At 73.1% G+C, this 14,734-nt stretch carries 10 protein-coding genes; all 10 read left to right on the forward strand.

The window, feature by feature from the left end:
• Positions 1 to 72 precede the first annotated feature (72 nt).
• Genes SCK26_RS01910 through malQ form a run of 10 tightly spaced genes read left to right on the forward strand, consistent with a single transcriptional unit; the run spans position 73 to position 14,729 of the window.
• The gene (locus SCK26_RS01910; protein ID WP_318199460.1) at positions 73 to 1,365 is read left to right on the forward strand and encodes an aspartate aminotransferase family protein; all 1,293 of its coding nucleotides are present in this window, start codon (positions 73 to 75) and stop codon (positions 1,363 to 1,365) included.
• Entirely contained in the window at positions 1,362 to 2,405 is a 1,044-nt protein-coding gene (locus SCK26_RS01915; RefSeq protein ID WP_318199461.1) for an ATP-binding cassette domain-containing protein, read from the forward strand. The genes SCK26_RS01910 and SCK26_RS01915 overlap by 4 nt, the downstream gene beginning before the upstream one ends.
• Positions 2,402 to 3,262 carry an ABC transporter permease gene (locus tag SCK26_RS01920; protein ID WP_318199462.1) on the forward strand — a complete coding sequence of 287 codons (861 nt, stop codon included), beginning with the start codon at positions 2,402 to 2,404 and terminating at the stop codon, positions 3,260 to 3,262. Before SCK26_RS01915 ends, SCK26_RS01920 begins: the two co-directional genes overlap by 4 nt.
• The gene (locus SCK26_RS01925) at positions 3,259 to 4,059 is read left to right on the forward strand and encodes an ABC transporter permease (RefSeq protein ID WP_318199463.1); all 801 of its coding nucleotides are present in this window, start codon (positions 3,259 to 3,261) and stop codon (positions 4,057 to 4,059) included. The genes SCK26_RS01920 and SCK26_RS01925 overlap by 4 nt, the downstream gene beginning before the upstream one ends.
• The gene (locus tag SCK26_RS01930; protein ID WP_318199464.1) at positions 4,056 to 5,519 is read left to right on the forward strand and encodes a hypothetical protein; all 1,464 of its coding nucleotides are present in this window, start codon (positions 4,056 to 4,058) and stop codon (positions 5,517 to 5,519) included. Before SCK26_RS01925 ends, SCK26_RS01930 begins: the two co-directional genes overlap by 4 nt.
• Positions 5,516 to 7,609, forward strand: coding sequence for a glycogen/starch synthase (locus SCK26_RS01935; protein ID WP_318199465.1), 2,094 nt, complete (start codon positions 5,516 to 5,518; stop codon positions 7,607 to 7,609). The genes SCK26_RS01930 and SCK26_RS01935 overlap by 4 nt, the downstream gene beginning before the upstream one ends.
• Complete coding sequence (locus SCK26_RS01940) at positions 7,602 to 8,708, forward strand: sugar phosphate nucleotidyltransferase (RefSeq protein ID WP_318199466.1); 1,107 nt, start codon at positions 7,602 to 7,604, stop codon at positions 8,706 to 8,708. Before SCK26_RS01935 ends, SCK26_RS01940 begins: the two co-directional genes overlap by 8 nt.
• Complete coding sequence (locus tag SCK26_RS01945) at positions 8,705 to 9,655, forward strand: carbohydrate kinase family protein (RefSeq protein ID WP_318199467.1); 951 nt, start codon at positions 8,705 to 8,707, stop codon at positions 9,653 to 9,655. The genes SCK26_RS01940 and SCK26_RS01945 overlap by 4 nt, the downstream gene beginning before the upstream one ends.
• Before the next feature lie 11 nt (positions 9,656 to 9,666).
• Complete coding sequence (locus SCK26_RS01950) at positions 9,667 to 12,684, forward strand: Cof-type HAD-IIB family hydrolase (protein ID WP_318199468.1); 3,018 nt, start codon at positions 9,667 to 9,669, stop codon at positions 12,682 to 12,684.
• The gene (malQ, locus tag SCK26_RS01955) at positions 12,681 to 14,729 is read left to right on the forward strand and encodes a 4-alpha-glucanotransferase (protein WP_318199469.1); all 2,049 of its coding nucleotides are present in this window, start codon (positions 12,681 to 12,683) and stop codon (positions 14,727 to 14,729) included. The genes SCK26_RS01950 and malQ overlap by 4 nt, the downstream gene beginning before the upstream one ends.
• Positions 14,730 to 14,734: the final 5 nt, after the last annotated feature.

Here is a 14,734-nt window from a genome sequence, read left to right on the forward strand (position 1 = left end):
TTTGACTCGCTCCCGGCACCGCCCAACGGCGATGTTCGGCAAAGCAGTTCACACAGAAGGGGGTGGGCAGCGGTGACGGCTCGGCACCAGCGGGAACAGTTGGAGCGGGAGGCGCGGCACCTGGCTCCGGGCGCCTCCGAGGAGGCGGCCGTCGGCCGCCGGGTCTTCGCCGAGGGGCGCGGCCCGGTCCTCACGGACCTCGACGGCAACCAGTACCTGGACTTCGCGGCGGGCACCCTGACCCAGTCCCTGGGACACGGCCATCCGGAGGTCGTGGCGGCGCTGACCGAGCAGGCCCGGCGCCTGTGGAACGTACACGACTCGGCGACGCCCGACCGGGCCGCCCTGCTGGAGCTGCTGGCCGGGCTGCTGCCGGAACGGCTGGACACGTACGCGCTGTTCTCCACCGGTGCGGAGGTCGTCGAGGCCGCGCTGCGCGTGGTGCAGGCCACCGCCGCACCGGGCCGCAACCGCGTCGGCGCGCTGCGCGGAGGCTTCCACGGCAAGACGATGGGCGCGCGGATGCTGGTGCACTGGGACGTGGGCCACCAGGCCTTCGCCGGGAACTCCGTCCTCGGGTACTCGGCCTACTGCTACCGCTGCCCGCTGGAACTCACCTACCCCTCCTGCGGGCTGAGGTGCGCCTCGCTCGTCCGCAAGCACATCGCCGACAAGCCGAACATCTCGGCGCTGGTCTTCGAACCCGTCCTCGGAGCCGCCGGCGTCGTCGTGCCGCCGCCGGGCTACTGGGAGCAGATCGCCGAGGCCTGCCGGTCCAACGGCGTCCTGCTCGTGGCCGACGAGGTGCTCACCGGCGGCGGCCGGACGGGCACGTTCCTGGCGAGCGAGCAGTTCGGGATCGAACCGGACCTGGTGGCCCTGTCCAAGGGGATGGCCAGCGGGTTCCCGTTCGCCGTGCTGGCGGGACGGGCCGACCTGATGCACCATCCGGCGGCCTCCGGGGCCGGTGCCTACGCGTCGACGTACGCGGGCAATCCCCTCGGCATCGCGGCGGCCCGGGCCACGCTGGAGGTCGTCGAACGCGACCGCCTGATCGAGCGGGTCCGGGTCCTGGGCGAGCTGCTGCACGAGCGGCTGAGGGCCCTTGCGGCCCGCTTCGAGAACCTCGGGGACGTGCGCGGCCTGGGGCTGCTGTACGGGCTGGAGTTCGTCACCGACCGGCAGAGCCGCACCCCCGCGCCGCACCTCGCGCGGGCCGTGTACACAGCCGCACTCGACCTGGGCCTGCGCGTCGCCCTGGGCGGGCACATCCTGCGGCTGGCACCGCCCTTCACCATCGACGAGTCCCTCCTCGACGAGGGCGTGGGGCTGCTCGAACAGGCCCTGGAACGGGTGCTGTCGTGATCGTCGCGGAGAACCTCGTCAAGGAGTTCCGGCTCACCGAGCGCAAGCCGGGCCTGGCCGGCAGCCTGGCCACCCTCTTCACCCGCGAGCACCGCCTCGTCCGCGCGGTCGACGGCGTGTCCTTCACGATCCCGGCCGGCGCGAAGACGGCGTACATCGGCGCGAACGGGGCGGGCAAGTCGACCACGATCAAGATGCTGACCGGCATCATGACGCCCACCAGCGGGCGCTGTCTGGTCCGCGGCATCGAGCCCTACCGGCACCGGCAGGCCAACGCCCGCGGCATCGGAGTGGTCTTCGGGCAGCGCAGTCAGCTCTGGTGGGACCTGTCCGTGCCGGACTCGTTCCGCATCCTGCGCCGGGTCTACGACATCCCCGATCCGGTGTACCACCGCAATCTCGCCCTCTACCGGGAGCTGCTGGACATCGACGCCCTCGGTACCACGCCCGTGCGACAGCTGAGCCTGGGGCAGCGGATGCGGGCCGAGATCGCGGCGAGCCTGCTGCACGATCCGGCGGTCGTCTTCTGGGACGAGCCGACCATCGGCCTCGACATGGTGCTCAAGGACGCGGTGCGGCAGCTGGTCAACCGCGTCCACGAGGAGCTGGGCACGACCGTCGTCCTCACCAGCCATGACATCGCGGACATCGCCGCCATCTGCGACAGCGCGCTGGTCGTGGACCGGGGACGGGTGGTGCACCAGGGCAGCATCCGGGATCTGCTGCGCACCGCCGACCGGCGTTCGGTCGTGTTCGACCACCGGGGCCGGCCCGATCCCGGGCCCGTCCGCGCGGAGATAGAGCGGGGGCTGCCCGGGGTGAGCGCCTCGGCCGCCGAGGACGGCCGGATCAGAGTCGACTACCCGGCGGACCGCTTCACCTCCCGGCAGGTGCTCGGCTTCCTGCTCGAACGCTTCGACCTGGCGGACTGCTACGCGCCGGAACCCGATCTGGAGGACGTCCTGCGCAGGATCTACGGCGGGCACCGCGAGGCCCCGCCCGCCGGGGTCCCGGGCGGGCGCCGGGAGGGTGCGGCATGAACGGCCGGCTCCACCGGCGGCGAGAGAACCCGACGCCCCGGCACCTGTCCGCACGCGCCCGGCGCTATCTGCCGTTCGCCACCGGAGGGCTGCAGTCCCTGCTCCAGTACCGTTCGACCTTCGTCACCACCGGGATCACGGCCGCCGCCGGCGCGGCGATCACCGTCTTCCTGTGGCGGGCGGTGTACGCGGACGCCCCGCCGGGCGGCGGCCCGGGCGGCTTCACCGCCGAGAGCATCACCACCTATCTGCTGGTGGCGCAGGTGCTCCAGATCCTGCACGCCAACCGGGTGGACGACGAGGTCGCCGCCGAGGTCTACCGCGGTGACGTCGCCGTCATGCTGGTGCGGCCGGTCAGCTATCCGGTGATGCGGTTCTTCGCGTGTCTGCCGGTGGTCGCGGCCAACGCCGTGCTGGTCGGCGTCCCCGTGCTCGTGCTGTTCGCGCTGCTCGTGCCGCTCACCGCGCCGCGGCCCGTGGACGTGCTGCTGTTCGCGGTGTCCACCGCGCTGTCCGTGCTGCTCGCCTTCCTCGTGAACCTGCTGACCGGGATGACGGGCTTCGTCACCACGAACACCTGGGGGGTGCGGATGGTGAAGCAGAGCGTGGTCGCCTTCTTCGCCGGACAGCTGGTGCCCCTCGCGCTGATGCCGGGCTGGCTGGCGGCGCTGGCGTCCGCGCTGCCCTTCCGCGGCATGGTCGACGGACCGCTCACCCTGCTGCTCGGCCGGTACGACGGTGCGGCCGGCGCGCTCGACGTGCTGGCCCGGCAGATCGGCTGGGCGGCCGCCCTGACGCTGCTCGCCGGCGTGCTGTGGCGGGCCTCGCTGAGCCGTCTGGAGGTGCTCGGCGGATGACCGGCACGGTGTGGCGCCATGTGCGGCTGGCCTTCTTCCTCGGCGGGGTCGGACTGCACCGGCTGAGCATGTACCGCCTGGACTTCGCCCTCGGGGCGGGGGCCTTCCTGGTCCGCGTGGGCCTGCAGACGGCCGTGGTGGGCCTGGTCTTCCGGCAGGTGCCCGCGGTGGACGGCTGGACCTATCACGAGGTGCTGTTCCTGCTCGGCTTCTCGCTGCTGCCGCGCGGCCTGGACCACCTCTTCACCGACCAGCTGTGGGAACTGGGCCGCAAGCTGGTCCAGCGCGGCGAGTTCTACCGCTATCTGATCCGGCCCGTGAACCCGCTGTTCTCCCTGCTGTCGGAGCGCTTCTTCCATCCCGACGGCCTCGGCGAACTCGCCGTCGGAGCCGTCCTGGTGGGCTGGTCCGGCAGCGAACTGGGGCTCCACCTCACCGCGGTGCAGTGGGTCGCGGCCCCGTTCCTCGTGCTGTGCGGCGCCCTGATCCACACCTCGGTGAAACTCCTGTTCGCCTCGCTGTCGTTCTGGACGGTGACCAGTCTGCCGTCGATGTACGCGGCGAACCAGGTGTCCGAGTTCGCCGCCTATCCGCTGGACATCTACCACCCCTCGCTGCGCGCCGTGCTGACCTGGGTGCTCCCCTTCGCCTTCACCTCGTACGTGCCGTGCGTCTATCTGCTGACCGGCGCCACGGGGCTGGTGCGCTGGCTGCCGGTGGTGACCGCCGCGGCCCTCGCCGTCGCCTTGACCGTCTGGCGGCGCGGCGTCAACGCCTACGAAATGACCGGGAGTTGAGCACGCACGTGATCCGCGACGACGACCTCGAACCCCTGCTGCGCACCGCGTCCTGGATGCCGCGCGACCTGCGCGCCGCCCACCGGTACGAAGCGTTCGACCACGCCGAGCTGGGCCTTGGCGAGCTGCTGCTGGTGGTGGCCGCCGTCGGCGGACCCGCCTCGGGTGAACGGATCTTCCTGACGGCGCGCAAGGAGCCGTCGGGCGCTCTCACCGCGGCCGGCGCCGACGGGCCGCACGGACTCGCGGCCGTGCGCCGTGTGCTCACCGGCGCACGGCTGCGCACCACCCGCGGCGGGCACATCGACTTCCGCCGGGCGCCGTCGGCACCGGCCGGCGAGGTACGGCGGCTCCCCTTCGACCAGGGCTGGTCCTCCAACTCACTGTCCCTGGTGGAGGTCGACGGCTCCGCGTACCTCCACAAGACCTACCGGCGCCTGGCCGAGGCGGTCCACGAGCCAGAACTGCTCCGGCTGATGAGCGGCACCGGGCACACACCCGAGTGGGCCGGTGACTACACCTACACGGACCCCGTGCACGGAACCCGGCACCCCGTGGGCGTGCTCTACCGCCACGCGCCGGGACAGGGGATCGACGCGCCGTTGCGCGAGAACCTGCGCTCCCTGTGGCCCCGGCTCACGGGCGGCGCCGTACCGGAACGGCTCGTGCACGCCCATCTGCTGCCGCTGGAAGGCAGGCTGCACTCCGCCGGGCGATTCCTGCGCGGCTTCCACCGCGACCTGGCGGCACGCCTGGGCGCTCCCGCCACCGGCTACCCCGTGGCCGGCGCCCTCGCGCGGTCCTCGGCACGGCTGGCCGAACTGGCCCGGGACGACGCACCGCTCCCCCAGGCCGCCCGGAAGGCCGCCTTCGGCGCCCTCGCCGCCGAACTCGACCTGCTGGAAACCGAGTTCGGCGGCCGGACGACGGCTCCCGGCGCCGGCCCCTGCCACGGCGATCTGCACCTGTCGCACCTACTGTGCTCCGACGCGGCCGACGGCACCTGGCACATGAGCGTCATCGACCTGTCCACGCCCGTCCTGTCACCGGACGACCCCGAGTACGCCGCCCAGTCCCCCGTGCAGGATCTCGTCGCCGTGCGCCGCGCGCTGGAGTACTTCGCCGCCGACGAGGCCGCCTTCGAGAGCGCCCGCAGGCTCGGCATCGACTCGACCGAGACCATGTACGGCTCCCTGGACGGCGCGCCCGGCCTGCCGCCCGCGGACCGGGCCGTGCTGCACGGCGTCTTCCGCACCGCCGACCTCTGGCGCGAGCGCGTGCTGCGCCTGCTGCTCGGCCCCGCCACCGACGATCCGCTGCGGCGGCTGCTGTACCTGCGCCGGCTCCTGCACGAGCTGGGCTACAACCACGACCACGCCCGCCCCTACCACGCCGCGATCGACCTGCGCCACGCGCTCGCGCTGGCCTCCCCCGCCCCGACGACCCACGCGAGGACATGACCGTCGTGAACGCGCCCAGGATGCACATCATCGAGACGTACTTCGAGTGCTGCGGATTCGACCACACCTTCCTGCAGGGCGGCACGTCCGTGTACCTGTGGAACCTGTCCAGGGCCTTCGCCGCCCGGGGACACCGGGTCTCCATCGTCACCCCCGCCCACGGCCGGCTCGACGACCTGCGGCAGCGCTACGAGGTGGAGGACCTGCCCTACGAGGACACCTACACGCTGCCGGTGGCCCTCGACCCCCGGGTCTGGCAGGGCTTTCCCGCCCAGGCCGACCTGGCGCTGCGCACCACCGCCCACCGCATCCGGCTGGAGGGCGTGGACCTGTACTTCCTGGCCAACGAGTACCTGAACCGGCTGCCCGACACCTTCTACCCGCCGTACTCCGCCAAGGGCCGGGACCTGGTGTTCTTCAAGCCCCTGGTGTTCCAGGTGGACAGCGTGCGCTTCCTGCGCGGCTGGTTCGGCGGCGAGAAGGCCATCGTCCACGCGCACGAGCCGTACTACCACTACCTGCTGCCGGCCGCCCTGCGCGACGACCCCACGAAGCTGGTCGTCAGCAACGTGCAGAGCAACATGCCGATCGCGAAGAAGGTGTACGCGCCGGAGGTGCGGCGCCTCTTCGAACTTCTCGGCGTGGACGCTGAGTTGCCCGGCCCGGAGCCCGAGACCGACGTGCCCGCGGCGATCGTGCAGTACCAGCAGCTCACCCATCTGCACTACACCTACCCGCCGGACCACGTGGCGATCTACGAGCTGACCGCCGAGCACGCCGACCTGATCGACTTCCTCTCGCCCGGCCAGCTGGACTTCTACGCGGGCTTCCGGGACACCCCGTTCGAAGCGCTCTTCGGGCGGCTGCCCATCGCCGGCGTGGTGCGCCGCAACGCCCACAAGATGTTCGTCGGCGGCTGCGCCATCTCCGACCAGTGGCTGGCCTGGGACCCCGCCGGCGTGGACCGGGAGAAGGTGCTCGGCGGCCTCGGCCTCGATCCCGCCCTGCCGGCGTTCTTCCACAACGCCCGCTACGCGGTGCACCACAAGGGCCAGATCGAGCTGATGCGGGCCGTGGACCGGGTGCTGAGCGAGGGCCTGGAGGCCGTCTTCGTCATCCGCTGCATCTCCGGCAACGGCATCGACGACCCGTTCTTCCACGAGGTGGCCGCCCGCCATCCGGGCCGGCTGCACTTGGAGTGGGAACGCGTCGAGGAGGCACAGGTCTTCTCCTACGCCGCCGCCTGCGACTTCGCCCTGTTCCCCTCCAAGTTCGAGATGGACACCTTCCTGATCGCGCAGGGCGAGGCCATGGCCGTGGGCGCGGTGCCGATCGCCACGGACCAGCGCGGCATGGAGCACTTCCGGCACGCCGACGGCCCCGAGACCACCACCGGCTTCGCGGTCAACCGCTCCTTCGCCGAGGACGACGACCTGCTCACCGGCGCGCTCGCGGAGCGCATCCGCCAGGCGGCCGCCCTGTGGTCGGACGACCCCGGCCGCTACCGGGAGCTGTCCGAGCGCGCCGCGGCCGTCGCCCGGATCTTCACCTGGGATCACTGCGCCGATCTGCATCTGGAGGCGTTCACCGGTCTGTGGGAGGGCCGGCCCGCCGTCCTGTCCACCGAACTGGCGTTGCGGCACGGCTGGTTCGACCTGCTCCCCGACGCGTCGGTCACCACCGCCGCCGCGCTCGCACACGGTGACATCACCGCGTACGAACGCCGCGCCCCGTTCGATGCGGACGCCGCGCCGGCGATGTTCCGCGCCGCCTGGGAGCGGGCCGACTTCGCCGCCTGCGAGCGGGTCCTCGACCGGCTCCCCGAAGCGGTGCCCGCGGCGGAGAGGGCCCGGCTGCGCGAACGCTTCCGCGTCCTCGGTGACGGACGGCTGGAGTACCGGCTCCCGCACGCCGAACGAGTGGAAGTCGTCGAGCCCCGGCGGGGCCCGGACCGGGCCCTGCCCGACGTGCGCACCCTGGAACGCACGGCGCCGGGCGTCTTCGTCGGCGAGGCTCCGGGAGCCGCCGGCCGACTGCTGCTCACCCTGTCCTCCGGCCGGGTGACCTGGGACGAGGTGCGTCATGGCTGATCTGAGCACGGTACGCGCGGTGCTGCTGGCGGGCGGCGAGGGACGCCGGATGGGCCCGCTCGGCACCGGACGGCTCAAGCCGCTGGTCCCGTACGGGGGCACCTGCCGGCTCATCGACTTCAGCCTGGCCAACGCCCGCGCCTCGGGCCTGCCGGAGGTCCTGCTGCTCTCCCAGTACGAGGAGCGGCTGCTGATGGACGACCTGCACCGGACCTGGAACACCGGGCCCGGCTTCCGGGTGCGCTTCGGCCCCTACGACGCCGCCTACACGGGCCGGGAGCTGCCCGACGCGCTGCCGCCGCGCACCTGGCCGCTGGAGCGGGGCACGGCCGACGCGCTGATCCGCAAGGCGGAGTACGTCTTCACGGAAGGCACCGAGGACGTCCTCGTGCTGCACGCGGACCACGTCTACCGCTACGACTACGGCCCGCTGGTCGAGGCGCACCGGGTCTCCGGCGCGGCGCTGACCGTCGCCTACCAGCGGATCGACATGCGCTGGGTGCACCTGTTCGGCATGGTCCGCTTCGACGACGGCGGCCGGCTGACCGAGTTCACGGAGAAACCCGAGAACCCCACCTCCGACCTGGTCTTCGCCGCGTTCTGCGTCTTCGACGCCGCCGTGCTGCGCCGCTATCTGACCCGGCTGGACGGCACCGACTGGCAGCACGACATCAGCCGGGACGTGATTCCCGCGATGCTCGCCGCCGGAGAGCACATCCGCGGCCACGAGGTGCGCGGCCACTGGGAGGACATCGGCACCGTCGAGCGCTACCACCGCGCCCACCTGGCCCTCGCCACCGGCCCGCGGGCGCCCCTGCCCGTCGGCCGGATGCCGCGGACGGTGCGGCCGGAGGTCGGGCGGCACTGGGTCGCCGACGCGCCGGGAGTACGTACGTCGGTGGTCCCGTCGGACCTCGTCAACGCCGGACTCGTGCACGACAGCGTGCTCTTTCCCGGTGTGCGGGTCGGCGCGGGTGCCCGGGTGCGCCGCAGCGTGGTGCTGCCCGGCGCGGTGATACCGCCCGGCGCCGACATCGACGGTGCGGTCGTCCTGGAGGACGGACGCGTTCAGCACGTTGCCGAAGGAGTGAGCGCATGACCCTGTCCGAACACCACACCCGCGCCGGGCGGCCGGCCGACTACGACGTCCTGGTGGTCGGCGGGGTCGGCGTGGACACCATCGTGCGGGTGGACGAGCTGCGCGTACCGCCGGGCGACTCGGTCTTCGTGGAGCCGCTGAAGGACTACGTCGGGCACACCGGCAACGGCGTCGCGCTGGGCTGGCACGCGCTCGGACTGCGCACCAAGTTCATCGACTTCCTCGGTGACGACCCGCAGGGCCGCATGGTGCTGGAGCACTACGCCCGTGAGGGCCTCGACTTCAGCCATCTCGTCTCGCCGCACGGCACCCCGCGTTCGGCGAACCTCGTGGACCCGCGGGGCCGCCGCTTCTCCTTCTACGACGGCCGCCACCCCGCCGGCCTCAGGCTGCCCCGCGACTTCTACCTGCCCTTCCTGGAGCGGTCGGCGCACGTCCATCTGTCGATCATCGGCCACAACCAGGACATGTACGAGGACGTCCACCGGCTCGGCGTGACCAGCTCCACCGATCTGCACGACTGGGACGGACACAACCCGCACCACCGCCACTACGCGCTCAATTCCGACTACGTCTTCCTGAGCGCGGCGGCGATCCACGACCGGCTGGAGACCGTGCTGCGGGGAATCGTCGACGAGGGCCGGGCCGAGTTCGTGGTCGCCACCGACGGCGCGGACGGCTGCCATGTGCTGGAGCGCGGCGGCACGGAGATCCGCCACTTCCCCGCCGTGCGCCCCGAGCGCCCGGTGGTCGACAGCAACGGTGCCGGGGACGCCTTCGTCACCGCGTTCCTGCACTCCTGGTTCGAGGGCCGTCCGCTGGAGGAGTGCGTGCTGAGCGGTTCGGTGGCCGGCGCCTTCGTGTGCGGGAGCGTCGGCACCCACACCGAGTTCATCGACCTGCCGGGGCTGCGCGCGGCCGGCGCGCGCGCCGCGGCGAACCGGTGAGGGACGCGCCCATGCATGTCATTCACTTCGCCTTCGAGTGCGGCGGGTTCGACAACCGCCTGATGCGCGGCGGGCTGTCCCCGCTGGTGTGGAACCTCTCGCGGGAGTACGCGGCGCGCGGTCACCGCGTCTCGCTGGTCACTCCGGCCCACGGGCTCCTGGAGACGCTGCGGCGCGACCATCCGATCGAGGAACTCCCCTACGTCCACGAGCACCGCGTGCCCCTCGTGCCGGATCCCAAGGTGTGGCCGGACCACCCGGCCGAGATCGGCCTGGACCTCACCACGCGGGCCCACCTGCTGCGCAGGGACGGCGTGGACGTGTACTTCCTCTCGGATGCCTTCCTCGATCTGCTTCCCGACCGGCTGTATCCGCCGCCCGGCACCGAGGGCAGGGACCTCGCGTACTTCAAGCCACTGGTGTTCCAGGTCGCGGGCGCCCACTTCGTCCGGCGGTACCTGAGCGGCGAGGAGGCGGTGGTCCACGGCTTCGAGCCGTACTACCACTACCTGCTGCCGACGCTGTTCGCCGGCGATCCGTCCCTGCGCACGGTGAGCACGGTCGCGGCCAACGCGCCCGTCACCCAGGCGGTGTACCGCCCGCAGGTGGAGCGGCTGCTGGACGTGTTCGGCGTCGACGCCGGCCTGGACGCGTTCGAGGAGCCGCTGCCCGCCGAGGACAGCCCGGAGACGACCATGGCGCGGGTCCTGGCCGGCACCCGGATGCACGTCGAGACCGGCCCGGACCACATCGCCTTCCTGCCGATGATCCTGGCCCACGCCGATCTCGTCGACTTCGTCTCGCCGGGCCAGCGCGACCACTACAGCACCTTCCGGGACACGCCGTTCGAGTCGCTGTTCCAGACCCTGCCGGTGTCGCGGATGCTGCGCGAGCGGGCCCCGAAGCTCTTCACGGGAGGCTGCGGCATATCCGACAGCTGGCTGGCACGGGACCCGCGGGCCGTGGACCGCGACGCGGTCCTGCGCGGCCTGGGCCTCGACGCGTCGCTGCCGGTGTTCTACCACGCCGCCCGCTACGCGGTGCACCACAAGGGGCAGCTGGAGCTGATGCGCGCCGTCGAGGAGGTCCTGACGAGCGGTACGGAAGCCGTGTTCGTGCTGCGTTTCGCAACCAACGGCGGCGCCGGGCGGACGGCACCGGCCGCCAACGCCTACTTCCAGAGCGTCGCCGACCGGTTCCCGGGCCGCGTGTACCTGGACTGGCGCCTGGCCGACGAGGACACCTTGTTCGAGCAGGCCGCGTGCGCCGACTTCTGTGTGTTCCCGTCCAAGTTCGAACTCGACGGCTTCCTCATCGCCCAGGCCGAGGCGATGGCGTGCGGCGCGGTGCCGATCGCGACCGCGCAGAGCGTCACCGCGCACTTCGGGCACGCGCTGCCCGTGGACGACCCGCGGGCGACCGGGCTGTCGCTGCCCGGCTCGTTCCGCGACGACGATCCGGCTCTGGCCGCGGCGCTCGCCGAGCGCATACGCCAGGCCGTGGCGCTGCGGCGCACGGCCCCCGACGAGTACGCCCGGCTGTCGGCCACCTCACGGTCCACGGCTCGGCAGTTCACCTGGGCGCGCAGCGCGGACCGGCGCCTCGCGGCCTTCGCGGACCTGCTGCGCGACCGGCCCCGGCCCTTCCCCACCGAGGACGCCGTCCGGTACGGCTGGTTCGACAGCCTGCCCGCCGCCGCCTGGTCCCGGCACCGGCAGGCCCTCGCCCGGTCCGCCGCGGACCTGGGCGACAGCGCGGCCTACGGACGCTGCGCCGCCCTGGACGAGCAGGCGTACGAGCGGCTCTTCGAAGCCGCCTACGCCCGCGCCGACTTCGTCCGGTGCGCCGAGACGGCCCGCGCGGCCGGACGGGACGACTGGGCGGCCCGGGTGCGCGGACGGTACCGGGTGCTCCGGGACACCGCGGGCGGCCGGCTGCTGGAGTACCGCCATCCGCACGCGCGGCACGTGGAGATCGCGGTGCCCGGTGCCGTCGCTCCCGCCACGGGCCTGGAGTCGCGCGCGGAGGCCGTCGCCTCCGACGAGGCCGTGCCGGCGGACAGCGGCATGGTCCTGACGGCCCTCGCCCCGGCCGGGGACGGCGTGTTCCGGGGCGCCCTGCCCGGCTCGCCGGCCGGACGCCATCTGCTCGTCATGCTGACCCTGGCCTCCGGACGGGTCACCTGGGACACCCTGCCGGCCGGCGACCTCGCGGACCGTCCGCCTTTCCGGCTGGTGGCCACCGATCTCGACGGCACGCTGCTGCGCAGCGACCAGAGCGTCTCCGCGCGCACTCGCAGGGCCCTCGCCCGGGCGGCCGAGGCCGGGGCCCGGCACCTCGTGGTCACCGGAAGACCCGCCTCGGCGTGCAAGCAGTACCTGGCCGAACTCGGCTACCGGGGGCTCGCCGTGTGCGGGCAGGGCGCTCAGCTCTACGACGCCGGGGCCGACCGGCTGCTCAGCTCGGCCTCGCTCGACCTCGACCTCGCCCGGGAGGTGGTGGAACGCGTCGAGGCGGCGCTGGGGCCCCTGGAACTGGGCGTCGTGACAGCGCCCCCGGAGAGCCGCTTCAAGGTCACTCCCCGGTTCGGTGAACGCGTCCGCCACGGCTGGGACGTCACCACCGACCGCGCCCTGCTGTGGACGGACCCCATCGACAAGCTCGTCCTGCACCACACGAGCGTCCCCGAGGACGAGGTCGAGGCCGTGGCGCGGACGCTGTGCGGGGACCGGGTCACCGTGGTGCACTCCGTGCGCGGAATGGTGGAGGTGCTGCCGGCGGGCACCACCAAGGCGGCCGGGGTGGAACGGGCGGCGAAACTGCTCGGCTGCGACGCGGCCGAGACCGTGGCCTTCGGTGACATGCCCAACGACATACCGCTTTTGGCCTGGGCCGGGCACGGCGTGGCCGTGGCCAACGCCCATCCGGCGCTGCGGGCCATGGCCGACGAGATCGCGCCCGGCAACGACGAGGACGGCGTCGCCGTCGTCCTGGAACGCCTCTTCGGCACACCGGAGGAGCCGTCATGACCGACGCGCTGCACGAGTTGGCCCGCGCCCACCGCATAGCCACCGCCTACACCACCGACCGGGGCCGGCGGGTGGCGGTGTCCTCCGACACCCTCGTGGCCGTACTCGCCGCCTGCGGCGTGGACGCGGCCACCGATGCGGCGGCCCGCGCCGCCCTCGCCGCCCACCGCGAGCGTACGGCGGCCCGGTTGCTGCCCGAGTGCGTCGTCGTACGCGGCGGCGCCGTGCCTCCGCTCACACTGCCCGGGAACGCCACGGCCGAGGTGGAACTCGAAGACGGGGGCGCCGCCGCCCTTTCCGGTTCCCTGCCCGTCGGCCGGCACACCCTGCGCGTCGGCGCGCCGGGGCGGAGCCAGTCCGCGCCGCTGCTCGTCGTACCGGAGCGGCTGCCGGTGCCGGCGGGGCGGCACTGGGGATTCCTCGTCCAGCTGTACTCGGTGCTCTCGCGCCGTTCGTGGGGCATGGGCGACCTCGGTGACCTGGCGGAGCTGGCGTCCTGGTCGGGTCGCGCGCTCGGGGCGGACTTCGTACAGCTCGGTCCGCTGCACGCGATGGAGCCCGGTCCGCTGCCGGACCCGTCGCCGTACCGGCCCAGTTCCCGCCGGTATCCCGACCCCATGCATGTCCGGGTGGAGGCGATCCCGGAATACGCCTACCTCACGGGAGAGCCACGCCGTACCGCCGACCGGTGCGCCGCCCGGGCCCGGGCCCTCAACGAGGGTGTGCTGCGCGGTGATCTGCTCATCGACCGGGAGACGGTGCGCCTGCTCAAACACGAGGCGCTGCGGGCCGTGCACCAGGTGCCGCTCTCTCCCGGGCGGGCCGCCGCGTTCGCCGAGTTCACCGCGCGGGAGGGCGAGGACCTGACGGACTTCGCCACCTGGTGCGCGCTGGCGGACGTGCACGGCGGGGCCTGGCGCTCCTGGCCGGCCGGATTGCGGGACCCGCGGTCGTCCGCCGTGGCCCGCGCCCGCGAGGAACTGGCCGCCGAGGTGCACTTCCACCGCTGGCTCGCCTGGGTGACCGACGAACAGCTGGCCGCGGCGCAGTCGGCGGCCACCGGCGCCGGCATGGAGATCGGCCTGATCCACGACCTGGCGGTCGGAGTGGCCCCGGAAGGCGCCGACGCCTGGGCCCTCCAGGACTGCCTGGCCCCGGGCATGAGCGTCGGCGCGCCTCCGGACGACTTCAACCCGCACGGCCAGGACTGGGCGCAGCCGCCCTGGCGTCCGGGCGGGCTCGCCGCGGCCGGTTACCGGCCGCTCGCCGCGCTGCTGCGGGCCGGGCTGCGGCACTCGGGCGCGCTGCGCGTGGACCATGTGATGGGCCTGTTCCGGCTGTGGTGGGTGCCGGAGGGCCGGCCGCCGTCCGAGGGCACGTACGTCCGCTACGACGGCGAGGCCATGCTGGGCGTGCTGATGCTGGAGGCGCACCGCGCGGGAGCCGCCGTGATCGGCGAGGACCTCGGCACGGTCGAGGCCGGCGTCCGCGAGTCCCTCGCCGCGCGGGGCGTCCTCGGCACGTCCGTGCAGCGTTTCGAGTACCTCGGTGGCTCGGCGGGCCGGCACGGTCCGCTGCCGCCCGAGCAGTGGCGGCGCGACTGCCTCGCCACTCTGACCACGCACGACCTGCCGCCGACCGCGGCCTGGCTCAGCGGCGAGCACGTCGCGCTGCGCGCCCGCCTCGGCCTGCTCACCCGTCCCGAGGCGGAGGAGAAGGCCGAGGCCACGGCCGAGCGCGACGGCTGGCTGGCGGAGCTGGAACGGCTGGGTCTGCTGCCCGGCCCGGAGGACGACGTGGTCGCGCTGCACCGTTTCCTGTGCCGGACGCCGGCGCGTCTGCTCGGTGTCTGGCTGCCCGACGCGACCGGCGACCGCCGGTCCCAGAACATCCCCGGCACGTCCGCGGTGTACCCCAACTGGCGGCTGCCCGTGAGCGATGCCCAGGACCGTCCCGTACCGCTGGAGGACCTGCCCGCACAGCCCCTCGTGGCCGCGGTGTCGCAGGTCTTCGAGCACCTTCCGCGGCACGGTGAGAACACGTGAGGAGA

The sequence above is a fragment of the Streptomyces sp. SCL15-4 genome (assembly GCF_033366695.1).
Taxonomy (GTDB): domain Bacteria; phylum Actinomycetota; class Actinomycetes; order Streptomycetales; family Streptomycetaceae; genus Streptomyces.